General features: G+C 46.5%; 19 protein-coding genes. 8 read left to right on the top strand and 11 right to left on the bottom strand.

Annotation, left to right across the window (positions count from 1 at the left end; genetic code table 11):
- Positions 1-46 precede the first annotated feature (46 nt).
- A complete protein-coding gene (locus NTE_RS03020) occupies positions 47-1,021 on the bottom strand; it encodes a hypothetical protein (protein WP_148699685.1) in 975 nt (324 codons plus the stop codon).
- A 74-nt stretch (positions 1,022-1,095) separates the two neighbouring features.
- The gene (locus NTE_RS03015) at positions 1,096-4,641 is read right to left on the bottom strand and encodes a beta strand repeat-containing protein (RefSeq protein ID WP_148699684.1); all 3,546 of its coding nucleotides are present in this window, start codon (positions 4,639-4,641) and stop codon (positions 1,096-1,098) included.
- A gap of 1,160 nt (positions 4,642-5,801) precedes the next feature.
- Here NTE_RS03015 and NTE_RS03010 point away from each other — a divergent pair.
- Positions 5,802-6,158 (top strand): hypothetical protein, encoded by a 357-nt coding sequence (locus NTE_RS03010; protein ID WP_148699683.1) that lies wholly within the window; start codon positions 5,802-5,804, stop codon positions 6,156-6,158.
- A gap of 88 nt (positions 6,159-6,246) precedes the next feature.
- On the opposite strand, the gene NTE_RS03005 is transcribed toward NTE_RS03010, so the two are convergent.
- Positions 6,247-7,920 (bottom strand): FG-GAP-like repeat-containing protein, encoded by a 1,674-nt coding sequence (locus NTE_RS03005; RefSeq protein WP_148699682.1) that lies wholly within the window; start codon positions 7,918-7,920, stop codon positions 6,247-6,249.
- Positions 7,921-11,279: 3,359 nt separating this feature from the next.
- On the opposite strand from NTE_RS03005, the gene NTE_RS16305 reads away from it, so the two are divergent.
- The 5 genes from NTE_RS16305 (at position 11,280) to NTE_RS02975 (ending at position 14,585) form a co-directional block, all read left to right on the top strand.
- Positions 11,280-12,209, top strand: coding sequence for an Ig-like domain-containing protein (locus NTE_RS16305; RefSeq protein ID WP_158385043.1), 930 nt, complete (start codon positions 11,280-11,282; stop codon positions 12,207-12,209).
- 185 nt (positions 12,210-12,394) lie between these two features.
- Positions 12,395-12,931, top strand: coding sequence for a hypothetical protein (locus NTE_RS02990; RefSeq protein ID WP_148699679.1), 537 nt, complete (start codon positions 12,395-12,397; stop codon positions 12,929-12,931).
- 497 nt (positions 12,932-13,428) lie between these two features.
- Positions 13,429-13,683: a hypothetical protein gene (locus NTE_RS02985; protein WP_148699678.1), complete on the top strand. Its 255-nt coding sequence runs from the start codon at positions 13,429-13,431 to the stop codon at positions 13,681-13,683.
- On the top strand, positions 13,680-13,898 hold the full coding sequence (locus NTE_RS02980) for a hypothetical protein (protein WP_148699677.1): 219 nt from the start codon (positions 13,680-13,682) through the stop codon (positions 13,896-13,898). Before NTE_RS02985 ends, NTE_RS02980 begins: the two co-directional genes overlap by 4 nt.
- Positions 13,899-13,901: 3 nt before the next feature.
- Positions 13,902-14,585, top strand: coding sequence for an Lrp/AsnC family transcriptional regulator (locus NTE_RS02975; protein ID WP_148699676.1), 684 nt, complete (start codon positions 13,902-13,904; stop codon positions 14,583-14,585).
- A 609-nt stretch (positions 14,586-15,194) separates the two neighbouring features.
- On the opposite strand, the gene NTE_RS02970 is transcribed toward NTE_RS02975, so the two are convergent.
- From NTE_RS02970 to NTE_RS02945, 7 genes are all read right to left on the bottom strand, one after another.
- Positions 15,195-17,312, bottom strand: a complete 2,118-nt coding sequence (locus NTE_RS02970; protein WP_148699675.1) for an AAA family ATPase — start codon at positions 17,310-17,312, stop codon at positions 15,195-15,197.
- A complete protein-coding gene (locus NTE_RS02965; protein ID WP_148699674.1) occupies positions 17,309-18,565 on the bottom strand; it encodes a metallophosphoesterase family protein in 1,257 nt (418 codons plus the stop codon). The genes NTE_RS02970 and NTE_RS02965 overlap by 4 nt, the downstream gene beginning before the upstream one ends.
- 355 nt (positions 18,566-18,920) lie before the next feature.
- Positions 18,921-19,148 carry a DUF2283 domain-containing protein gene (locus NTE_RS02960; protein WP_148699673.1) on the bottom strand — a complete coding sequence of 76 codons (228 nt, stop codon included), beginning with the start codon at positions 19,146-19,148 and terminating at the stop codon, positions 18,921-18,923.
- Positions 19,129-19,398 carry a DUF4258 domain-containing protein gene (locus NTE_RS17530; RefSeq protein ID WP_148702000.1) on the bottom strand — a complete coding sequence of 90 codons (270 nt, stop codon included), beginning with the start codon at positions 19,396-19,398 and terminating at the stop codon, positions 19,129-19,131. Before NTE_RS17530 ends, NTE_RS02960 begins: the two co-directional genes overlap by 20 nt.
- A gap of 282 nt (positions 19,399-19,680) precedes the next feature.
- On the bottom strand, positions 19,681-19,824 hold the full coding sequence (locus NTE_RS16300; protein WP_158385041.1) for a hypothetical protein: 144 nt from the start codon (positions 19,822-19,824) through the stop codon (positions 19,681-19,683).
- Positions 19,825-20,019: 195 nt separating this feature from the next.
- Positions 20,020-21,612: a helicase HerA domain-containing protein gene (locus NTE_RS02950; protein WP_148699672.1), complete on the bottom strand. Its 1,593-nt coding sequence runs from the start codon at positions 21,610-21,612 to the stop codon at positions 20,020-20,022.
- Entirely contained in the window at positions 21,605-22,324 is a 720-nt protein-coding gene (locus tag NTE_RS02945) for a DNA double-strand break repair nuclease NurA (protein ID WP_148699671.1), read from the bottom strand. Before NTE_RS02945 ends, NTE_RS02950 begins: the two co-directional genes overlap by 8 nt.
- A 330-nt stretch (positions 22,325-22,654) precedes the next feature.
- On the opposite strand from NTE_RS02945, the gene NTE_RS02940 reads away from it, so the two are divergent.
- Both NTE_RS02940 and NTE_RS02935 read left to right on the top strand, forming a co-directional pair.
- Positions 22,655-22,882: a type II toxin-antitoxin system CcdA family antitoxin gene (locus tag NTE_RS02940; RefSeq protein ID WP_158385039.1), complete on the top strand. Its 228-nt coding sequence runs from the start codon at positions 22,655-22,657 to the stop codon at positions 22,880-22,882.
- A gap of 21 nt (positions 22,883-22,903) precedes the next feature.
- Complete coding sequence (locus tag NTE_RS02935; RefSeq protein ID WP_148699669.1) at positions 22,904-23,359, top strand: type II toxin-antitoxin system VapC family toxin; 456 nt, start codon at positions 22,904-22,906, stop codon at positions 23,357-23,359.
- 93 nt (positions 23,360-23,452) lie between these two features.
- On the opposite strand, the gene NTE_RS02930 is transcribed toward NTE_RS02935, so the two are convergent.
- On the bottom strand, positions 23,453-24,763 hold the full coding sequence (locus NTE_RS02930; RefSeq protein WP_148699668.1) for an NAD(P)/FAD-dependent oxidoreductase: 1,311 nt from the start codon (positions 24,761-24,763) through the stop codon (positions 23,453-23,455).
- Positions 24,764-24,825: the final 62 nt, after the last annotated feature.

Raw genomic sequence — 24,825 nt, 5'->3', positions numbered from 1 at the left:
GCCAGTTTTAAATGACGATTTACTAGGAGCAAGGCTTCTTAGGAGTTTATTTGAAGGATGCCCTGATACGGGCGAAAAGCGAGATCTGGAGCGCGATTATCACTGAAATGAGCGCCAGGATGGGCAAGATGATAGAGTTTATCTGGCCAGAGGCCTGGCTCAGCTGGTTCACAGCCGATCCTGCCTGTTCAATATCGCCCTTAATAGCCGCTCTTGCATCATTCACCGATTGAGTTAAGTCATTACGTGTAGCATTCAGCTCATGGCTCGTCCTGTCGAGCTCGGCCTTGAGCGAGTTGACGGATTCCTGTATCTCGCCAATGCTGCTTCCACTTGACACCACCTTGGAGTCATGGGCGAGAAAACCTCTGTGGAAGGCTATTGCGTGTATGATATATGAGCCTTCTTTGTCCAACTTGACGTCAGCGTAATAGATGCCCTCATGGAGTTTGACAAACTTGCCGAAGAGGTTTATCGTGTCGTTGCCAGAATGGATATGCGAAGATGACAGTAGCTGGTTTGGATCATCTACGTTTACAAGTGCCCCGTCAAAGGTCACCTGCACGAATATCCTAAATGTTTTGCCCACAGAGATCTCTGTAGGCGAGTCGAGCTTTATGGATAGTATGTTGGATTGAAATTGCGGCGAGCCGGCAGACGGTATGTCAGAGAAGGATACCGTGCGGCTTTCCTTGTAGGTGGGAACAATGGTCGAGGCCGCCTCGATCATGTAGCGGCCAAATACAAAGTTCTTTGACGGCTGCGGCCACAAAAAGATCTGCTCAGTAAACGAGCCATTAGCATCTGCCTTTATTGATTCTATTCTAACAGCCTTGCCGGCGGGATCAAATATCCTGATAACAATGGTATCATTTGCAAAGCTCTTGCCATACGCGATCAGAATGTCGCCAGGTAAAAAGTTATCCTGATTTACCAGAAATATAATGCGTGGAGCTTGGACTACGGTCTGGGCTTGCGCTGGCGCGGTAAAGTTCGCGGCAATTATTAGAGTCATCATCATAAGACTTGACGTTAAAACGTAATTTTTCATTTCAAAAACAAAAAGGAGGGAGTAAGTAGGCTACTCCAGCCTACTTAACTCACGGTTATGGTCGACTCGGATATCTGGGACAGTGCCGATGGATGGGCGATGTCGGTTACTACGAATGTTCTGGCCGTGTATGTGCCAGATACATCAGGAGTCCATGACAGCCCAACGTTGGTCGAGCCATTCGGGTTCAGAGAGCCTGTCTGCCACTGTAGGTAGACGGTGAATCCATTAGCGTCTCTCACCTCAACGATTGCAGCGAATGGCTGCACCGTGTTCTGGTTGTTGGTGACAGTTGACGACAAGACTATCTGCTGGCCTGCCGTGACCTCAGTCAACTCGTTGCCGCTAAAGTCCTTTAGTACCGGCTTTGCTGCGGATGTCGCATCCACGTTTCCGCTTCCACTTGAAGTGCCGACCGGAATAACAAAGGTGAAGTCCTTGCTTGGGTCTACCACCTGCTTTACCCTGTCAGCATAGTCAGCCGGGTACTTGTCCGTGTACTTCACGTTGACGTTATCTCCAACCTTAGCAGAGACCGAACCTGTGGTCACACCAGTTGTTGTCGTAACGGTTCCACGGAACACTCCGGTGTTGGCACCTGTCTCGAGCGCAGTTACAGAGATTCCGACTGGATCAGTGGTTGAAGTGACCTTCAACGTAATCGAATCGACTGCATCTCCATCGGTATTTGCATCTGCATCGGTGACAGTTACCTGAACCGAGCCGTTTGCGTCAATGGTCACCTTGCTGGAGTTCATGACTGGGTCTTGGCTGATCACCTTGATCACTTGGGACACAGTTGCCTTGCTGCCTGATGCATCTTTCTGGTCAGTGTATCTGATGGAGAGGATATCTCCAGGCAGTACAAATCCAGTTACTTCCTTTGTAGTATTTGGCGGGAAGAGTGGTGATGGTGTGGCTCCAGTGATTGGGTTCAGCGTCAACTTGGTTCTGAATATTCCAGTGTTGGAACCTGTTTCCTCGCCGAGTGCAGTGGTGAGAGTATTGGCGCCGCTTCTATCAGAAGTTATTCTGATGTATTCGACTCCGCTTGCAGTTGTGTCGATGCCTGCAGGGTTGGCGTTAAGGTCTGGATCCTTCACCTCGATGAAGATCTTTGTTCCCGGACCAACGATCGTTGGAGTGATTCCAATTGTGCCGGAACTCGTCTTCACTGTTCCGTCAAATTCTCTGTCAACACTCGTGCTAAGGTCGCTTGCAAGGAGGTCGACATAGTGGATTTCGAATGCGGTAGAGAACTTGTTGTTGGTAAGGTCAGAGATCTTGAAATCCTTTCCTACCGTGATTGTCTTTGTGAATACACCTGTGTCTGATCCTGTTTCCTTGAGATCGCTCAGAGTGATTGCTGAGCCTATATCATCGCTTTTGCCTTGAATTGTCACGCTGACTTGCTCGGCAGTGCCAGAATCCTTGTTCATGTCGGGGTCGTTTACGGTTATGGTTATGTTACCTCCGTTCTGGACTGAAGAGACATTTGACAATACTGTGCCGTCGTAGGATCTCAGTGTGACAGATGCAGATGTCGTTGTTCCGCCTGTTGTGTATGTAAATTTGATCTTGGCGCTATCCATGTTGGCTGCGATTTGTGTTCCTGAACCCACAGTATAGTCTGCTGTGAATACACCTGTGTTTGCACCCGTTTCAGTGAAAGTCTTGCCGGCACCAAGCCCGGTCATTATAGTTGTGTCGAGGTTTGATGAGCCATCCTTCTTTGTCCCTGCAATGGTAACACCAGTTGAGAATGTGTCGACGCTGTTGGAATTGACGTTCTTAGTCGAGTCAACGATTGTCACTGTGAACTTGGATCCAGTTCCTGCTGTTGGAATCGGGATTGTGCCTCTATTGATGGATATCGAAGCGGTTGGCTTGCCAATGTTGAATGTTATGGTGCTTGATTGTGTTGGGGATTCTGTGTTGTCTGTGTATTTGAACTCAATCTGGTCGCCGTCTGACAGGCCGCCTGATACAGCAGCGTTGATGATAGACATGTCGATGTTGCTTGCAGTGAATATACCGCTATCGATGTCTGTCTCTATGAAAGTCATGGTCAATGCGCTGCCAAGTGTAAGACCGCTGCCCTTTGCCTTCAGAGTCATCGTACCCATGCCGTTTGCAAAGCTCACGCCGTTAGCAGTGTTTGCAGGACTTACTGGGAAGGTGACGATGAATGAATCGACAGACTTGCTGTTGGTGTTCAGATCTGGGTCGGTTATGGTGAGGCCGAACTTGTCAGTCACTCCTGCCTGTGTTGGGCCTGCGAGTGTACCGGCACTATGAGTTAGTTTTGTGATCAGCTTGAAGGCTTTTGCACCTGATGGATCAGCCGCGGGATCATTGTAGGTGATAGTGATGTCCGGGTCCGATGCAATGGTAGCAGGTGTCAACTGTATGCTCGTTGTGGTAACATTATCGGTTGGTCCCACTTTGATTGAAATCTTGTTATCTGTTGTGTTTGGTACGAATATGCCGGAACCAGAAGCTGTTTCCTGCAGAGGTATTGCATTTACCATTGGAGAGGGCATCGTAACACCGTCAACTTGAACAGTAACATTTCCTACTCCGATGGTGTCTTTTGACTTAGTGTCGACGTTTCTGTCAGAGTCGGTGACTTGAAGCATGATACCGTTTCCGAGAGTAATCGGCTTCAATGTTGTAAGAACACCATCAACGTTCTGAAGGGTCACTGATTTTGACGAGGTGATGGTGCTTGGGTTTGGACCCACGACATCGAACGGAGCGGGGCCGTTTCCTGCTACGTAGACATCTTTGTCATTAATTGTCAGTGTGGTAGATGATGGGAAAGTTGCTGTTAGTGATGCACCATTTAGAGGAGCTGGTCCAGCGACGGCAACAGTTAGCTCAAACTGACCGGTGTTTTGTCCGGTTTCCCTGAACTTGGCACCTGACAGAGTAAGCGTGCCTGTTGATGCAGAGACCAGATTTGTTGCATTGAAGATGTCAGCTTTTGTTGGGTCTATGTTCGCGTCACTGTCTACAAGGGTAAGAACCACATTGTCACCACTGCCTGCAGTATTCCTGTCAACGTTTGCAACAGCATTGCTCTTGGCAAAGCTGACGGTCTTTTGAGGCAAATCACCGTAGGTAATGACTATAGAATCTTGATCTTGTAGTTGGGACGCAAGAGTCACTCCCTGATCATTGGTATTCACTGTAGTCGGGACTGTGTTAGCTCTGAGAACGAATGCACCACCTGTACCGGTAAATGTAGGAGCTGTTGGGTTCAAAGTGTTTGAGGTTGTGATAAAGAACTCGAATGTACCAGAGGTACCAATGTTCTTTATAGTGTAGTCAGCGGAACCAAGAGGGCTTCCAAGGTGGTTAAAATCTACGTGTACTAGAGCTGTGTCTGTTGCAGTGTTCTTTGCTGTGTCTGTGATGACCACCCTTAACAGGTTAGGTCCATAGAATTTGTCTGCGCTTGTGGTTATTGAAGTCGCCGCATAAGCAGCGTGCGGTACTACTACAAGAGCAGCAGTTACTGCGCCAAAAATAATGAGCGCTGCTAATGCAGTTCCCGCGTACTTCTTCTTTCCGTATGAATAATCCATGCTATACGCACCGATTGTAAGCCGGTTAAACTAACCAGACTATATAAGGCTAATGAACAATTTGTTCATTCTGCCTCACTAATTCGGCAGTGAGCGCGCATATATGTTCAGAAATTGGAAATAACAATATAAGATATTCATTTACTAATAAAGACTTTGCTAGTGCAATTCAGGTATTTTAGTTATGAACGTCAATTATTCAAATAAAAATATAATATTCATATATTGCAATCATACGAGAAATTCAACTTATACGGCCATGTCATCATGCACAAAATAACAGTAGACCAGTCACAAGATGACAGAATTGCACGCATTTTCTTTTGATCTCGACGTGTACCTGAATATGTATTGGCAACCATATGAAACGAAGACGGCGAATTCTTTTGCAATTGTCGATACTATGACTTTTGCATCAGCAGCAAGAGGTAGAAAGGAAGCGAGATCGACCATTACAGATCATTTGTATGACGGTATCGCTCTGCTAGGCCAGGAATTTCATTTCCGGCGCCTACTAGCCGATGCTTGACACTTCCTAGATAGTAGTGCATCCTTATTCTGAAAAATAGCGCGCCAGAATTCTCTACTATTATCCAAGTTCATACATACACAGAAGACGGCCATAAAGCGCTCCTGCAAAAATACCAAATAAAGAACGCCTTTAATGCCGTTATGAGAGGATAGTTGTTGTAACCGCGGCCGTGGCGATTAAAAGGTAAAGGTAACATGAAGCGTAGACATTTGAGCATACCATGTATTACCGTGTACAATGTCAAAGCCGGATATATGGCGGATAGCATGATAGGATATGAGGAATTTCGTGCCATACCATCCATTCCAAAGGTAAAGGTCCGTCTTGTAAGGAACTCTCTTATAAAGAGAAAGAATTTCGGCCGTCTTAGGCTGGCCTTCTTAGCCAGCATATGCAGGTCGGAATAACAAAGCCATCTCAAAAGGATCCTAGAATTTAGTTCCCATTTCAAAACACCACAGATCTCCGGCAGATCGCGTTTTTGATCGCCTTTTGATCTGCGACGATCGTAGTAGATCACAAGGTCAACTAGTGAAAGGAGGTAAAGGTCTAAGGCGGAGGAGCAAGGCTCTCTATTCCTGAAATGGACGCCTTTGCAAAACAAATGTATTAGAAGTATGTCAAGCGCATGAGATATTTCGCATACGCGGTCATGAGACTAAAGATACTTTCAGCATTCCTTTGCGTAGGATGGATTACAAACGACCTGCCGCTGCTGATTGCATATGATGATCCTATTGTTCTCCTGCCGCTAGTAATCAATGCGTTTTGGGCTTTGCTTCCCTGGGGCGTCGGCACAGTGGTTAGCTTTACAGCAAACTCTCTCTTTGTCGAGCTTCGCTGCAGCCATTGCAAAGACAGCTTTAGGAGACACGAAAAGCCCTCCGGCGAGGTCCATGCCTGCAAGGGATGGCACTTTGACATCAGACACTTTAGGCTTACAAGATGGGGCTGTCCTGCCTTCATCGCGTCTAAAAGTCTATGATAAGATCAGGATAAGAAAAAAGGAGAGAGGGGGATGCAGATAGTTCTGCATTAATGGCTGGCACTAATCTTGTTCTCTCTGTCTTGTGTCACAATCCTGGTCCCGTTGAACCTGAGGCCAGGCTGAAACCAAAGTGGTCGTCAGTTTCGGACACATCCTCCACGTTTGTTGAATCCTGAGTCCAGAATTGGTCTGCCTTGATAGTTGCAGAAAGTCCCAACGGTGATCCGTAAATGACCTCTACCGCACCCGCGTTGGTGACAGTTCCAAAGTCTTCAAACTGTATTCCTATCGCCAAATCGTTGTACCCATCACCGTTAAAGTCGCCTGCGGCTATGCCGCTACCGAAAACATCGCCTGATTCACTTGTCTCTTCTATTCCTGGCGAGTTCTGACTCCAGAATTGGTTATGAAGCACGCCCAAACCAGTTGGAGACCCATAGAGTATGTTAACTGCGCCAGAGGACGTGAGGAAGTTTATGAATTCGCCTTGGGCGGCAAGCGCCAAATCGCTGTAGCCATCACCATTGAAGTCACCTGTTGTTGAAGGCGCACCCAAGCTTCCTTCACTTCCTATTCCCAGAATTCCGCCCGAGTCATGATGCCAGAATTGGTTAGCGATGGGAGTTGTGGCACTCAAGCCGGAGGAGGAACCATAGATAACATTGACTGCGCCTTCACCCGACGCCGAGACTGCCAAATCGTTGTACCCATCACCGTTAAAGTCACCAGCAGTGACTGATGTCCCAAAACTATCTTGTGTTTCAGCCGTGTCAGCGATGCTAGTAGAATCTTGGTTCCAGAATTGGTTGGATACGGGAGAGGTAGCGCTCAAGCCGTCCTCAGACCCATAGATGACGTTGACTGCACCTCCATTAGAGACTGCGCCAATATCTTCGCTTGGAACTCCAATTGCCAAATCGCTGTAGCCATCACCGTTAAAGTCTCCTGTAGTTACTGCTTCTCCAAATACGTCGCCGTCTTCTGCACTATCTGCTATGCTACCAGAGCCTTGACTCCAGAATTGGTTGGCAACTCGAGCCGAAGTGCTCAAGCCGGAGGCAGAGCCGTAGATAACATTGACTGCACCAGCATTGTTGACGGCACCAACATCCTCAGTACGAACGCCTATCGCCAAATCGCTGTAGCCATCACCGTTAAAGTCGCCTCCAGCCAAACTGAAGCCAAATGCATCGCCCGATTCTGCGGTATCTGCTATACTCGTAGAGTCCTGAGTCCAGAATTGGTTAGCTATTGGTGATGTATCACTCAAGCCGGAGGCAGAGCCATAGATGACATTTACAGCCCCTGCGTCAGTGGCGTTTCCAACGTCTTCATCGGGAATTCCGATGGCCAAATCGCTGTAGCCATCACCATTGAAGTCGCCTACTGCAAGCGACCATCCATAGTTATCTCCTGCTTCTACGCTATCTGCTATTGTTCCTAGATCCTGATTCCAAACTTGGTCTGCCTGTGCTGCAGCGGCATCAAGACCTGAAGAAGAGCCATAAATCACGTTGACTTCTCCTCCTCTGATCCCACTGATAGATTCGTTAGGAACTCCGATGGCCATGTCGGCGTAGCCATCTCCATTGAAATCAATGATGGAGTCGGCTTGCACTTTGTGTAGTGTTACCAGCGCTATGGAGAACACAAGTATGCTAGCCATAAAGAAAGAGGTCCATCTTATTTTGCCCATGCTCCCATTTGTCGCTTGGTCCTGAATCCTTTCTGTGGCGTTTTTCAGCCAATAAGGCATCATTGTTCCCTAAAACGAATGTTCTACTATTAAAGTTCTGTGATATTGGCTACAGTTTTCTATAGTCTTTTACTGTAGCTGAGTCTTAGTTATACCTCGGCCTATAGAAAATAAGCGTCGAGCGTGAGAAACGTCTTTGGATTTTTTCTTGTGTTGATCAGAAACTGCACAAGATGTCTCAATGAGAAAAAGCTGCTCCTAGCTGCAATTTAGAATATACTTTGTGACTAGACAATTACGATGATAGGACAAAAATACCAAACCAAGTATAGAATGCCATGAATCATTCAACTCTTGGAGATAGCTTGGATTCCTTGATGCAAGCGAGATTCATTCGTTATATTATGAATTGATAAAACATTGGAATGAGCGCAATGCAGATGTAAGATCTTGAAGAATTGCCCGCACCTAACTATGTCATAGAGACCCCAAAGTCCATCGAACAGCTCTTCCGATACAGCTATGCAGGGGGCAGAGAAGCAACGGCTGGACAGGAGACAGATATGCAGCTAGCTATACAAATGCTGATGGAAACTGGATTAGGGTTTATGACTCTGACCATGATTTATGCGGAGGAGATTATGGAAATGAGCCATAGACAAAATGCGATAATATGAGAAGCCTACAATTGTAGCTTCTGGATAGGCTCTCAATCGATTAAGAACGGCAAATACGAGAGATTGCTTTGGAGGAGCTATTTTATACCTCCTCCCTTAATTTCAAAAAAGCTTGTCACTGACTAACAAGGTACTCGAGAATATCGGCGAGTCAGAACTATAGGCGTTGATAGACAACCAAGCAATGAAAGATTATCGATTACAAGCGTGATGCCGTCGGAGGGACGATACAGACAAAAAGAATTCTTGGTTCCCTATCGTTCTGCCTCTTCTGGGTATTTCTACAGAATTTGATATTTCATAATTGTCGACATCAGAGGGTCTCTCTGTTTCTGCACGTAAACTTCCGAGCTTGAGTAAGAATTGTAGACACTGTGGAGTCTACTGGTCAAGCCAAGTTATCCTAATGTGAATTTTTTATTATTTTTCATAGTTCCTTTATACTTCAAGACCTCTAACCCCACAACCTTTTTTGGGTTCGAATCACACTAGCTCAGACAAGTCTATCCCTAGCAAGACTGAGAACAGAGGGGCGCGGGGCAGACGCTGGTTGCATTCGGCCTAACGTGGGTAGAAGCAATTCTATTTTTATGCTAATAAGATTAGTGTGCTTAAATTATATCATTTTTTTATATAATTTATTAATTGCATGTCAGCTTACATAGCGCCTTCGATATTACTATGCATATAGTACAAAGCGCGCTTTGTCTCCTGATGTCGTACAGTTACGTAAAGTGCAGGTGTGGAAAAAAGGATTTTGTAAGGCCAGCAAGAGGGCAGACTCTTGAACAGTTGATGAATCAGAAACTCTGCATCTACTGCAGAAGACGAGGAGAGTGGCGCCGCCTACCTTGGAATCATGGCCAATTCGATAATATCAAGAGCGGCAATAGTAAGCAACAGCAATAACAATAACAATAACAGCTAACGCCCGCGTCGCCTCTCATACCTTCTGTTTAGGGGCAAGGCCATGCGAATCCAGCTGCCACAAGGCAGAGAGGCGCGAACGCAGTCATGGATTAACCTGACCTAGGTCGGTTGTAACTTTCTTAAAAGATTAATAACGTTATTACAAGAGCAATACTGTCGATTGCCCCAAGGTAATTAGGAAATAACTTCGCTCTTTCTGCTTCTTTCTGCCTCTTTCTCCTGCAGATCTACGGAGGGGGGTGAAGGAACGAAAGAAGTTCAGCTGGGTCTAGTTCTCTGCATCTCTATGCGCACATGTTTCTTTTTGTGAGTGCGAAAACGCGTTTTCGTGCCTTTTGCTTGCTCGACGACTATGTTTCTTTTATCTGATATAGCGCGCGTATGTGCTTCAGCACCACCACCACCATCAGCATGTGAAAAATGGATAGTAGATGTCTGCGCCCCGTAGTAACGATGCCAGTTCCAGACTTACTTTGGTTAGGCGAGACGCAGAGCATCTACCTTATGCTCATGGTTTCTGTAGCATCAAAGCATTCAAAACTACTAATATCATTACTGCAAGCGTGATACCGCAAATAATTCTATAAGTTTCCAAGACAAGGTGCATGTTTTGATCCTTGTTTAGGCACTCTCACATTCATGCCTTTTTGGCGCAGAAAAGATGAGGTAGAGGGGAGGGGAGAACGGCGACCACAGCACAGCATGTTTTATTTTCAAAGAGGAGCCCGCGCCCTTTCATGTAATCAACACACGTTTTGAGCAAACCTTTGAAAGGTCGCGGGCAGTTGTTGGTCCTTACGTCAATCATTGTTTCTACCGATCACTAATATAATTAGTGGATATCCAACATGTCACAAAGTTCTATAAAATACGCACGTATGTGCTTTGGAACACTGATGCTCTTGTCATTGTCAAATGCAAAGAGACTTTCATCTCTTACCCCTTTGTGTCTACCTCACAAAGCATTAGCCACCAGCAAATTAGCGAATGTGAAACTGAATGTTTTCGCTTACTTTGGTACGACGGTTCTTGCGGTGAGAGCTGTGCGTTCTTACCCGCCTGCCACATTCTGGACAGTAAAGTATTCCTAGTGGCCGTCTTTTTGCACATGAAGAACAGTACGTGTATTTAGAGTAGATTGGATTGCCCATACTACTTCTTTCTCCCTCCCTCTTTCCCAAGAAAAGCACTTCATCATCAAGATTTAACTGATATAGCGCAGAGATTCTCGAAGAGAGTACAAGAGCAGAAATATTGAAGATATTCAACAATGTGCGAAAAAAATCTCGCTAGAGTGACACAAGTGTTGCGCTATGCATCATATAGTTACATTTGGCCTTTCCGACCTGATCGCCGGACCGTCTATAGAGGGCGTACAAGTTGCGCATGCTTCACAGCTTAATTCACAAAACAAGTTATTGAGCTCAATTCATAATCAATGAGATTTTTTATCTTTGTCAACGGCCTTACTTGATAAAATAGCGATTTTATTTAATGTTTTACCCTATTTTCTGTTATACTAGTGCCATTCTAACATCTCAAATGACAGGATTAGCCGAGCAGGTCTGCAAACAAAAGTAAACAAGAAAAATCTCTCTGTGTGCGTGTGTTCTACCCCGCCATGCCAGATTGTGAGGTGTTCTCCAACGGCTAGTTCGGGGTAAAAAATCATACTCATATATAAAGTAGCATTGACATTTTTCTAAGGATCCTTTTCACAGGAAAGCAGTTTTCTGGTTATTTTTATTCAACGAAGTTAGTTCAAACGGGTCTGTTGCTGTTCTAGAAGCTTCTACTAGTAGTACATGACTTAAAATGACTACATACCGTAAGTCCGAGGACAAGTCGAGAATAGCCATATTCGCACTCGTAGCGGTGTTGGCATTTGGTTTTGTTATAAGCCAGCCTGCACTTGCAGCAAATAATGGCAATGGAAACAATGGCAATGGAAACAATGGCAATGGAAACAATGGCAATGGAAACAATGGCAATGGAAACAATGGCAATGGAAACAATGGCAACCTTTCTGCCGATAGTCAGAGCGTAGTAATCGATGAGAATACATCTGTGGAAATTACTCTGACAGGCTCTGGGCCAAGTGGCTTCACCTATGAAATCGGAACGAATCCAACACACGGAACACTGACAGGAACGGCTCCCAACATGATGTATACGCCCGATACAGACTACTTTGGTACAGACTCGTTTACCTTCCACACACACAAGGGCGGAAATGACTCGCCAGATGCAACTGTAAGCATCACAGTCAACGAAGTTGTTGTAGTAGTTACTCCACCATCCGACGATGAAGACGATGACGACAATAACAACAGTATCGGAGATAACGGAAGTGGTTCAGGCGATGACGATCAAGGAACCGGAGATAATGGCAGTGACGGCGGAAATGATAACGACAACCAAGGTGTACAAGATGATAATGATAACGATAACACCAACAATAGCGGCGGTAATGACGATAATCAGCAGGAGTCTCATGTAGGCAACTCGCACAGTTGGAGCGTAGCAATCCAGTTTGCAGACAAGACAGCAGATATGGACTTTACGCAAGTTCCAGAGAGCACAACAGGTGTAACACTCTACAACGCAGTACGAGGTCCGCTTGGAGTGAACTTTGTTGACCTCTTGATGTCGTTTGACCTCAAAGGCATTCATAGCGGCGACCTGACAGACGGACAGATGGTATGGCTGCTTGAGCACTTTGACGAGCTGTTGAGGGGCAGCTAACTCTCCTCCCTCTCTTCTCTTCTCTCTTTTTTCCTGGTGATCAAATCAAAAATGATAACAGCATATTCCGATGAAAAGCGTGGCGAAAAAGCACCACTTGTTACCGTTGGCAGAAAACACTGGTGCACCTGCCAGGAATGTTGTGAGGCTCATGAGGCTAATTTCAGAAGAGAATGGTGCTAGGTATGAAGAGAACTATTTCGTACATTACGCTTGCCGTAGTTCTTGGATTGGTTTCAAACTCGGCTATTACGTCATTGGCCTTTGGTCAAGAAGAGCCGCAGCAAACGCACACTTGGATCTTTGTCACCGGACCTGCGAAATATTGCGATGAAAATACGCAGGTTCTGTCAGATTATATCTCTAGTGCTACTGCATACCTAGCCTACATTGGCAGGCATGACATCGTCTGTTTTCCATCTGCCGGCGACGTTATGAACGTAAGAGACAACGTAGAACTGATTCGCACATTATACCCGGATGACAAAATGGTATTTACATATGATTTGCGCAACCCTGCAAAGGATAGGGACTTCAAGCTGTTTTTAGGAACCGTGGATTCATTCAACCACAAGAATTCACTTGGCAAGGCCTTTATCTCTGAAGGATGGGCCGTTTCTGCCTTTAGCGGCGAAGTTGCAGCACATGAATTAGCACACTTGACTACTCACAAGGACCATCCGCCAGGAACGGATATGAATGATCCTGCGACGTGGAGGTAAAATGATACTTCCAAGTTTGGAGAATTTGCACTGGATATATCACATCTTCTGCGACCTGCATACATCATCATATACATACAATCCATTATGTCTAACTTTTCCCTCCCCGACACCGTCTCCAGTCGGAGCGCATAATTTCGATACTCGTTTAAGCCATTTTTGCGGAGAACGGCAAAGTCAGTGGCAGCGGCCACAAGCAGGCTGACAATTGTACTATGTTCATTCTGTCTCTGCTGTCGCTCATACATACATAGAGGAGCTGCCAATTGCAGAGCCATTTTACCGGCAGGGCGGTCTTTGTAGAACGGTAGCTAGTTCTGCGCCATGTCTTTCGGGGTTTTCTCGCCCTCTGTTCCCTTTGAGCCCGCGTAAGCACTATGCATGTCGTCTGTGCCGCGGCCAAGGAATCGTAAGAGTCAAAAGAAGCGTCGCACGCTGTGTGCAACCAAACTTGTTCTTTGGTTTGTACGGTAGTTATAGCTGGCTAACTAGCTTCGGTGATAAATGGGTCACCAAGCGCAAATAAAGCTGTGCGCGCGCTTTATAATCATCCAAGAGTAGTTGCTCAATGTACTGATGTTAATCTTTCCATTGCCTTCACATTTTTTGCATCTTGCGGCAGTCGTACGAAGCAAGATATGTTCAGGACCATTACAATTTTGACACTTTTCTTTTTCCATAAGCTAACAGGAAAATGGCAGAGTTATTTTGGCCTGCCGATAGAAAAATTTGGGTGGAATGCAGGTAAATGATGCCAGTTAACCCAAGTCTAGGTTTACGCTCGTCCTTGAACCCTCATAATTTTGCCACCAACTATTTGGATTGGATTTCCTTTGTTCTTGTACATCAGTCTAAAGCAGGCAGACTTGAAAAGACTAGCACCAAAAGCGAAAGAACTGTTGGCATTGTCTATCGTTTAAAGGTAGATTTAAAGAAAGATTTAAATGTCTCTATTATTATAGCCTAACGAATGTCAGACGCGGAATCCGCTGCAGTTGTCGAATACAAAGCTCAAACTTACAACAGTTCGCGACAGGCATTAGAAGAGGAATTGTCAAAGTTAGAGATCAATCCAGAATTTTTCAAAACGCTCACAGTAGACCAACTCGCTGATTTGCTCTTTGGGCTTAATAGAGCAATGAATGCAAATGCTGGCTCGGCAGCAGCCAATAAAATTGCAAAAAAAGTCAGTTCTGGTCTATCTTCAATCGACAAAAAGATATTGAAGGCATTATTGGAGTCAAATGGCAGCCCATCGTCATTGCAATTGTCAAGAGAACTCGATATACCAATTACCACTGTCCAGCGTAGACGCAAGAGGTTAGAAGACGAGTTTGTAAATGAATTCTACTCCCTTCAATATGAAAAGTTTGGCAAGAGACAGGTTACGTTCATTGTTTCGCTTGGAGCTGTAGATAAGAATGCGATTGCAAATGAGATTCTTGGTCTTGAAAAAGTGATTGCCGTTGCACGTACATTTGGAGATGGTGCAGACCTGAAAATTGAAGCTATACTAGAAAGTAATCAGGAATTTATGGAGACGTCTGAGAAGATAAAGGCCATCCAGGGTATTCAAAAAGTATGCTGGTTTGAATCACTTGAAATACTGGGAAGGAAGAAGGAGTTAGATCAGGCTATAGTAGAATCGGCATAATCATAGATTCAACAATCCGATCCAGCCGACACTTTCCTTACTTCATACAACTAGCATTACCGGCGACTCTAACTGTTTAGAGAAGACACAAGGGTCAACTGCAGGAAGCAGGAGTTGGGCGGGCGCCTCTCTCTCGCTCCAATGCTAGACCGTTAAAGATGATGTTCTTATCCGATAGTACATATTTTTCTTAGGTTCAGAGTCCATGAGGAGGCGGGCTTGTCTGGATTGTAACTTTGAAAAAATCCGCGTCACAATATATACTTCCACTAAATGTTATAGGAGTTGCTTGGCTAGAGATTGCAAAAAGTAGTCAATATACCCGAGCCACCACCAAAACGGAGTCCAGACCGAACAGATAATTTAGAAAAATATTATCTTGTAACACGTTATGAAACTATATTGAATGTTTCACATGGCGAGCACAAATTTGGAATTATTGCTGGAATCCAATGTTCTAAAATTCTGACAGATAATGACGATATCCAATAAAGATCATCAAAACAACACGATTAGTTATTTTCTAATAAAATCATCAATTCTTTTAAGGAAACAAGAGATGAACATTCCGCTAGAAGCACACACACCTCTCCGCACGTACAAGCCAAATTATTCCTGTACTACCCTAGATCCTTCTGTAGTCATAGTGAATCTAAACACTGCATCAACTTCCGAATCCTCAAATATCTCTGCGTCGTGTGTGATTATTATCATCTGTGACAGCGGACCTGAGCCTTCTCTGAAGGCCTCTGAAATTATTTTGACAAGGGCTTTTCTGCGCTCGTCGTCCAGATGGGTCGTTGGCTCGTCAAGTATTACAAAATCTAGTTTGTTTGAGCCCATCATCTGTGCTATTCCAAGCCTGAGCGCAAGGGCCACTGCCACCTTTTCTCCGCCAGAGAGCGAGTCCATGTCCACCTCCCCGTTCTTGCCGTAGCATGTAATTGCTATTTCACGGGCTTTTTCTGTTAGCTCTATCCTAGAGATTCCAATGTTAAACAGTGCAGCGTATTCTGACGCCTTTCTTGAAATGACTGCAAGCGCCCACGACCGAAGGCTCATTCCCACCGACCCGTCGCGATTGTACACCGTAGAGCGAATGCGCTCTAGCATTCTCACAATCTCTGATGCGTGCTCTAGCTCTTGAAGCGATTTTCTGTCAGAATCAATGGCCTGCTTTAGTTCCTGCACAGCGTTTTGGTATGCACCAAGCTTGGAGCTTATGCTTTGCAGCTTTTGGACGGTGTTCCATCTATCATCCTTTGCCGCTGTATATCTGGCCATGCTAAAGCTCCTAGTCAGCGCTCTAAGCGACACTATCTCGTCGGCAAACGACCGGGATACCTCATCGATTGCAAGTTGCAACGGGTCGCTTCCAACGCTTGCCACACTTTTTGGCAGACGCAAAATCGCCTTCTTTTTTGGGCCAAGCTCCGACTCTATTCTGACAACGTCATCGACGGTCTTTATCGAATTGGCAGAGAGAAATGACTCTGCCCCCGCGATGGCCTTGGCCTCTTCGGTGAGCTTTTGCTCCTCCTTCTTTAGGCTTATTCGCTCTGCCTGCAGAGCTGACTTGTCATTTTCTATCTTGCGAATGTCGCTTTGAATGTGCTCGCCGTCAAACATCTCGTTTATCTTGGAGACAACTACAGAGTTGCAGACAGGGCACCTCCCGTCGACTATCTTTATCTTGCTTGCACATTCCACAAATCCCCGGAGCTTGCCTGCCTGCCTTTCCTTTACCTCGATCTGCTTTTGCACCTCTTCGAGCTCGTACTTTACCATCTGAAGCCTCATGCAGGCTTCTTCCTTTCTCTCCAGAAGGGCAAGAGCACCTCTGGCCTCCCGGACAACCCTTTCCATCCTTGCAAGTTCTGCGCCCACCTGGTCTCGCTTTTCAGCTATGTATCGCACAAGACGCTTTTCTTTTGCCTGCACCTCGGCTGCCTTCTCCCTAAGGGGCTCCATCGCCTCGATTTCTCTGTCTATCTCCTGAAGCATCTTGTCCTGGCGTACTTTTTCATCCAAGTATTCTCCGGCAAGCCTCTCTGATTCAGCGAGTTTTTTTTCTGCCTCTGATATTTGCGATTTCACGCGGGGAAGGTCCTCATCTGTATAACCGCCCCTGTCCGGGGCAATCTCGCTTTTAAGGCGCAGTCGAAATCCTGAGATGACGTCCTTCATCGTGGCAAAGGCAAGGTCAAGCCTGTCGATGCCAATGAGCCCATTCAAAAGCTCCTTGAACTCTTTGGGCTGCGCCTCCACTATCCTTGCCAGCTCACCCTGCTGGACGACTGCTGCCACCTGTAGCTTCTTGTAGTCTAGCCCCAGCACTTTGGCAACTTCGACGCTCATTGACTCGCCAAACTGCCGGCGTTCGCCCCCGGCCAGCTTTTTGCTGACCGACTTGCCGCCCTCTGACACAAGCTCTAGCTGGGAAAAAGAAGCCGACCCTGCCGCAGATACTGACCGTGTAGCCTGAAACTCCTTTGAGTTGAGAGAAAAGCGCATCCTCACCATTGCAGAGCCGGTGCCAGAGCCTCTTCTTACAAGGTTCTTGTTCGTCCTTCTCATATGCTCTGCAAAGAGCGCAAACGTTATGGCATCAATTACAGAAGATTTGCCTGCACCATTGTGGCCGACAAATATCGTGATCCCCTTGCCAAATTCCAAGCGGGTGTCTTTGTGGGAGATGAAATCCTTCATCTCTAGATCTTTTATCATGGGCCTTTTACGACGCCTCCTTCTTCTTTTCCTTCATTATTCTGCGGGGTACTGTTATTGTTATTATCATCAGCCGCTGCTAAAGCAGCATCAGAATTATCATTATCTCCACTCAACCTTTTCTTCTTGAAAATATCCCAGACAATGTCAAGCACGGCTCCGGCATTTCCGCCTGCTGCAGGTGGCAAAAGGTCTCTGACTGCCAAGTTGGCAGCTTCTTCTGATCCCAGCGCGTCTTTAGCCAGTCTTAGAAGTTCTGCGTCAAGGTCTGCAGGCCGCTCATCAAATGCAAGGGAGGATGACGATAGCTGCTCATCGGCAGGCTGCCACACATAGTGGAGGCATGATTCGTTCAGTCGCCTCAAATTTGCTGCGATGACCTTGGGATCAAGATTCTTGCCGTCTACAAGCACCTTTACCACAGGCTTCTTTGCAAACGAAGATGCCTTGGAAATGATGTCATCAATACCTTCGGTAAGCCTATCATAATCAATATTCATGGAGAATTGCGGTCGACGGGAGGAGAGTGTAACCCAGTTGGTGGTGGCTTCCTGGCCGGACATATCGACCAGTACAAAACCCTTGTCCACCTCTTTAATGCCCTCACTAGGCGTCAGTTCTATAGAGCCGGGATACACCAAGAGCGCCCCGCCGAGGTTCTGATACCTCTTTTCGATATGGTCGTGGTAGTGACCCATTGCATAATAATCAAATCCTGCAGGCAAGTCTGTGGAGTTTATTTCGCCAGCAAACTTGTTCATGTCGGTAAGCCCTTGATGGAGTACAAGGATCCTCTTCCGCTTTTCTCGATTACCTGTCATCTTCTCGATATTATGCAGGCGTTCGAGCAGCGCATCGATGTTGCTGCGTCTTTCCTTGTCGGCACCATAAACCGCGCAGTCGCCCACAACAAAAGGCTCGTCTAGCCGTAATTTTTTAGCAAGCCCGAGATTGCTAAATACATGCGCCAGTGGTACATCACGCATCCTGCTGATGTCGTGCTCGCCAAGCACGTATGCCACAGGGATTTGCTTTTCTTTGAGTTTTTTAAGCGCGTTTGCCAGCGTGATTATGGCCTTGCCATTAGGCCGAGGAGTATGAAAAATGTCACCACCAAGGATAACTAGTTCCACCCCTTCCCTTATCGAGATGTCGACAGCTTCATTAAACGTGGCGTAAACGTCTTCCTCTCGCTCCTCAAGCCCAAACTGCGAATATCCAAGGTGAAGGTCGGAAACATGAGCGACCAGCATTCAGGATCGGCTCTGTATCCAATATTCTCTAAACTAAAGGTTTTGAATTCTTGCTGTGCTTTTCAGCTTCACCTACTATTCGGCTGATGGCAAACCATACACGACGTTCATCAGCAGAGCATCCGGTGCAAAGTCACCGACACCCATTAGTCATATAGACATATTGCCCATGCGAAACATCATAGACAAAAGCATGTTGTATTTTTGCTTCCAGCACAAACTGAATGTACTGTAGTTACCAGCCCTTTAATCCTGTAATGATATTTTATGCGGTTCAGTTTCTTCGTGCGCAGTCGTAATTGCAACATCGAAAAATCTGGGTTCTATGACTTGAAAAAGATGTTGGAAGTCAAGTTTAATGTTTGACTTCTATCTTGGATTTTCCACGGTTGACAATTGCATCAACCACTTCTTCTGAGACGTTCCTTGGGAGAATAATTTCCAGTCCTACTGGTTCGTTATTCTCTGTGACGTCGAGATATTTTCCCTCTCCCATAGGAATTGTTTTGGCAATGCGTACTTTTTTCTTTTCAAGTGAAACATACATCGTCTTTGCGTCAGGATCAAATGTTACCAAAGCCATGAGCCCGCAATCCTCCCTTATCAGTCCACATGACAGTAATGACCTTAATAAAGTTATTAAGATTTGTGTAGATGACTATGAGATACCTTTCCTGCTTCGTGTACGGATCAATAGCTCTACCATAACAATGGCGTGTTCCCTCGTGGGCATCAGATATAATTCCATCCGGTTTTTCAAGTATTCGTCTTACTTCTGATTGATCTATGCCGCGAGCTATTGCTTGGTCTCTTGCGTGTGCAGTGAAGTGAATTTTCTTCTTCGTTACGAATGTAAACTTTTAAACTATTTTTAACCATTTCCAAGATTAAGGCGTTGTATAAAAAACCAGAGGTTTAGCGCCAGAATTCTGAACTTGTTGTCTAATCGAACATGGCCGAGTAACTTTTAAACAAAGCCATACTCAGCTCTGTCAACACTCGTACAATAGCAGATCATCCTCAACGTGCAGCAGCATCTGATGACTACAACAAATATTTTGCCTCAGAGTAAGCTTTTGCAGCTGTTTGAATATGGTTTCCGTTTCTACCTTATGTCAAAAGAAGTCGTCATTTAGCTTGAATCTTTCCTTGACTTCCTTCATTGACAGTGTTCTGTCGGCCTTGGCATCCTCAAGACTTTGCTCTATATCCATTATCGTCCCTTCGCTCAATTTACCCTCGTCGGGCTTTGTGGACATTATATTCGCTCCACAACCTTGTTGCAGATTCACCAGGATATAGCTTGAGTTCCTTTAATTTGTCGCTGACGCTTTTGTCGAGTTGTATTGTTGTAGTGTCCAAATATGCGCACTTGTTACATACACTTACAGCTATTTACAGATCACAATAAGGGATACTGTCATAGTCACCACTTCATTCCAATGCACGTTGTCCTATTCCTGTATGTAGCCAGAGGGCACGTACGAATCAGACGACTCTTTTGCCATCTCCTTTGCCTCCGCAAGCATACCCCACTGCTCGACCGCCTTTTGGTCTCCACCTATCTTACGCTCCCTTACTTCGTCTGCCTTGACAAAGGCCGGCAGGTTGACCCACTGTCCTGCAAATACCGCCTCGCCAGGATTCAAGGATGGAAGCTGGTCTATCAGGTCCCTGCTGAGGGCCTCACTTGCTGCTGACACCTGCATCTGGTCATCTTGCTGGATCATGCGCATTACCGCAAGCGACCCCATCTGGCTTAGGATGTTGGCGTCAATGCTCCTTGGCCTCTGCGATACGATGACAAGGCCCAATCCGAACTTGCGCCCCTCTCTTGCAACCTTGGATGCAAAGTGCTTTGTTTCCGTCTTTTCGTCCTTTGGGATGAATATGTGCGCTTCTTCGATGACTACAAGCACTGGCGCCGTGAACCTTGGCGGAGACTTTATGTCCTGTTGCGAAGGCGACTTGTTTTTGGCCTGCCTAGTGGCGCGTTTGCGGTCGTCTAACAGCTCTTCTAAGTAATACGAAACAGAAACGTTGGCCTGCTTCTCTGTCAGTTCTACGAGATTGATGATGTTTATCTTGCCGTTTTTTATCAGGGCAAGTGGGTCGGCCATGCCCGGATCTAAAATGCCGCCAAATTTCTTGCGCACATAATCTATCTTGTCCTCCACTTTTGCGGCCGCCTCACGGTAGATCTTGTCCTCCGCTCCGACATCACGAACTCCTGCTGAAAGCGAATCCCAGAAATCATCTCCCTTTCTCTGGCGCACGCCCTCTGTCAGAGCCTGCCTTACAACATGAATCTGGTTTGTGGCATTTTCCTGAATCTCAATTACCTCTGCCAGCTTGTCTGCCGGAAGCATCCTTGGATTTATCTTGGCAGGCATCAAGTTGATGCACCTGCCCATTTCAAGCGTAGAATAGTCGTCGTGATAGTCGAAAATCACCATCGTTCCGTTGACCTTGGCCACCTCCTTTGCAAGCATCGACACAAGGTTGCTCTTGCCCATCCCAGTCATGGCAAGCACTGCCAAATGCCTAGAGACAACCTTGTCTATGTTTATCCGAGCCTCGACCTCGGTGTTACGTAAAAGAGTCCCTATTCTCAACCATTGAGGACCTTCTGGTGCAAATATAGTACGTAGATCGTCCGGTGAGGCTTCAAAGACCTGCGTGCCAGGTTCAGGCGGCAGCGCAGGAATTATGGCCTTGCATTTTTTCAACTCATCGAGATACCCAAGGACGCGCACATTGGCCTTGTAGCTTTTGTCATGACGGTTTGCCTGTGCGACCAACCTGCTCTCTGATGCTTCTTCATAGTTGCGGATGTGGGAGCCAAGCGCGTCGCTTGCTATAGAAGAGCGCTCAACAAGACCAAGGACCTTTCCCCTTCCATATTTTAAAATAACATACTCACCAATACTTATCGGACGCTTGGCCTCGACTGTAACTTGGTCGGGCTTCGCCACTCCAACGAGTATCCCAAGCTCTTCGATTACGGCCCGTTCATAATTATTTTTATTATCATCATTATCATTCATTTAACGCATCCCTCGCCCCGGGTTCATTTTGCAAGCCGTATATGCTTGCGAGTCTGTCTATATCATCATTGCTTATCTTGCAGTTTTTGTGCGCTAGTTTCAAGCAGTATGGATATCCAGAGACAGAATGGTACCGTAACAGATCCATCATGTTCCTTATTTCCTGCTCCGATGCACTGGCAAACGAAGACGAGGATCCCTTTATTAGCTCTACGCGAAGGACAGGCATACCAGCTCGAAGGCGCATGTAGATTTCGTACACAGATCCACCTCTGGATTGAACCTGCGCAGGCACACTAAACCCTGCTTGCATGGTCGCTTGCCGGTAGTAGTAGATGTCGCCTGCCCTTGAGCCCAGAGCGCCAAATTGCGACCTGCTTTCAGATGTCTTGGAGATGAATATGGCGTCACCATATTTTCTGACAGTCTCTACTGCCACACTAGGCGTGCTCTTTAGCAATCTCGAAATCAGCGAGCCATCTACGCACACGATTTTCACCATTCCGCTTGCGTGAGCCTTTTGTGCCACTAAAGACTCCATTTCCATCGCCCTTGATTCTAGCTGCTCGGCGCGGATGGAACCACCTATGTCGTTGTCCCACTCTTTTGCGATGATCTCGTTTGTGCTCGTGACTGCCACTGCCGCTATCGCATACAGGTCAAAGCCCTGTAGTGCCCGCTTATTCCAGCTAGAATCTACTCCTGCGGACATGCAAACTTGTGGCTTGGCATCATGAGCTACCCAGCGAGATTTTGCTTCTGCAATTATGTGATTATGATTTGCGTCTTTCAAACGTGCCAGTTTGGCTTCCCTATTCTTAATGGCGTCAAGTATTAGCTCGTTGAACACAACCGCAACTGCTAGCGTTAACACCCCTAATTAAAAATGATCAAGCATATACACAGGCATATGTTCAACAATATATCAAAACTCCAAAGCACAGGTACACAAATACTTGGGATAGTTGGGATGTTTGTTGAAAACATACACTTGTATACTGCATGCGTAAACATTATATTGTAAACAACACAAAGTGAATTGTTGGCCACAGAGACGGTAAGCTTTAGGCTAAGCAAGGAGCTAAAAGATTTAGCAAAAAAGTACGGATTGAACGTTTCAAAGATTGCAAAGGAAAAGGTCGAAGAAGAACTGGAAAAGTTACAAAAAGAAGAGCGCAAGAAGATGCTTGAGAAGGCTGCAGATGTCCTAGAAGATGTAACCAAACAAGATATTGTAACGGCAGTTCGAAAAAGCAGAGAAGCAAGATAATAACGACGGGATAACAGGCATATGACAAAGAAAGATAGCTTTCTGTTCGATACTAGTTCGTTATTGTACATTTTAAAGGCCAAGCAATACCAGAGACTAAGCAAAAAATGCCACATATTGGACCTTACATTCTACGAATACGGTAATGCAGTTTTGAATATTCTTGGAAAGAGAAATGTAAAGGATTCTTCTCCTCGACCATCAGCAGAAGAGGGTACAAAGCTCTTATTACACGCATATGAAAAGATTGCAGAGCAAATAACCATTCTAACTTATCAGTGCAATCCAGCGTTACTACTAGACATATTTGAACTCGCAAAGAAAGAAAACCTAACCTTCTATGACGCAAGCTACCTTCACTACTGTCTGATTCATAACCTTTCTTTTGTAACAGAAGATAAGCAGCTGGCAGCCGCTGCTATCAGGAATTCCATTGATGCAATGGATGCAGATAGATGGACAACAACATCTAGCTAATACACGAGTTGCTTATCTTTTTCATTATTGTTCTTGCATGACATATCTACAGTCCCTCGCCTACCAAGACCATAGTTTGTTCGCATATGCGCATCAGGACATCCTAAGTGCTATTTCCGCAGGGTCCCACATTGTCAGGGCTTTGCCTGTTGAGGTTGTTGCAAGCACGCCTGCCTCTATCACCTGCATAGCCACCTTTGCGGCCATCGGGAGCGCGCCAGTTGCGCCCGGCGAATTGTAGTTCAGCACGTGCACAGACGAATCGCGTTTTAGGATGAGCGTGTCAGGGACGAACTTGCCTTCGCTGTCAATGACAGACGAGCGTATGCCTGCCGTTCCCCGCTCGGTAAAGGCAGAAGGCTTTAGTGCGGGCAGAAATTCCCTGACCCTGTTTATCATCGCAGTTTTTGAAAGTGAGCTTTTCAGCTCTGTGCTTGCAAGCGACAGGAACTGCCTGTCAAAGAACACCTTGCGGGCGCCTGTCGCCGACGACTCGATTATCTTGGGGAGCATGTCTGCAATGTTTCTGCCAAGAGAATAGGCGTACGGCCCAAAGACGGGCACGGCGTTTGGCCCCACCTCGCGCCTGCCATCCGCCCTCACTATCCAGTGCGGGTCAAGGAACGGATACTCTGAATGCCGCGGAACAGAATACACGGACAGCCTAGTCAAATCACGGTACTGTTCTGGCGCCTGCCAGTACTCGCCCCGGAAGTGCAGGTCGGTGTATTCCCGGGCGATGCTCATCGAGTGCGCAATATCCACCGCGTTCCCACCTGCGGCGTTTACGATAAACTCTGCTTCAATCTTGCGGCCCTGCCGGGTCGATATGACGTATGCGCCGGCCTTGCTGTTATTTTCTATCCGCGTGACGCAGTGGCCAAGGAGCACTGCGCATCCAAACGACCGGAGGTCCTGCAAGAGGGCGCGTGAGAACGAGCCATAGTCAACAGAGCCGTCCTTGCCGCAGTATATGGCCGCCTCGCACTGCACACTTGGCTCCATCTTTTTGACAGCGGCCTTGTCCAGAAGCATCAAGTCGTCCTTGGCAAGGCCGTTTGCCTCGCCCCATGACATGTACTTGTGCAGGCGGTCCATGCCTCGCTCGTCGGTCGCCACTTCAAGTACGCCGTCGCGCTTGAACGGAAGGCCCCGGGCCTGCGCGAACTTTTCCCACATTTCAAAGCCAAGCGACGCGGCCTTGGCAAACAGCTTTTTCTTTGCAGGGTCGTAGAGAAAGGGCGCGTGCACCTTGCCGGTGTTTCGGCTGCTAGTATGCCGGGCTATGTCAAGCTCTTGTTCTACCAGAGCTACAGAGCCCGGGTCCCTTGCCTGCCCGGAGAGGAAATACGCAATCGAGGTGCCGAGGATTCCGCCTCCTATCACGGCGACAGAGTAGTGCAAGCGCAAGACAAGATCGCACTCGTGACTATATTTGTTCTTGGAACAACGATGATGATGATGAT

The organism is Candidatus Nitrososphaera evergladensis SR1 (genome assembly GCF_000730285.1).
In the GTDB taxonomy this organism is placed as follows: Archaea; Thermoproteota; Nitrososphaeria; order Nitrososphaerales; family Nitrososphaeraceae; genus Nitrososphaera; species Nitrososphaera evergladensis.
Note: the sequence above shows the minus strand (reverse complement) of the source record. Positions and strands in the feature narration are given on the sequence as shown.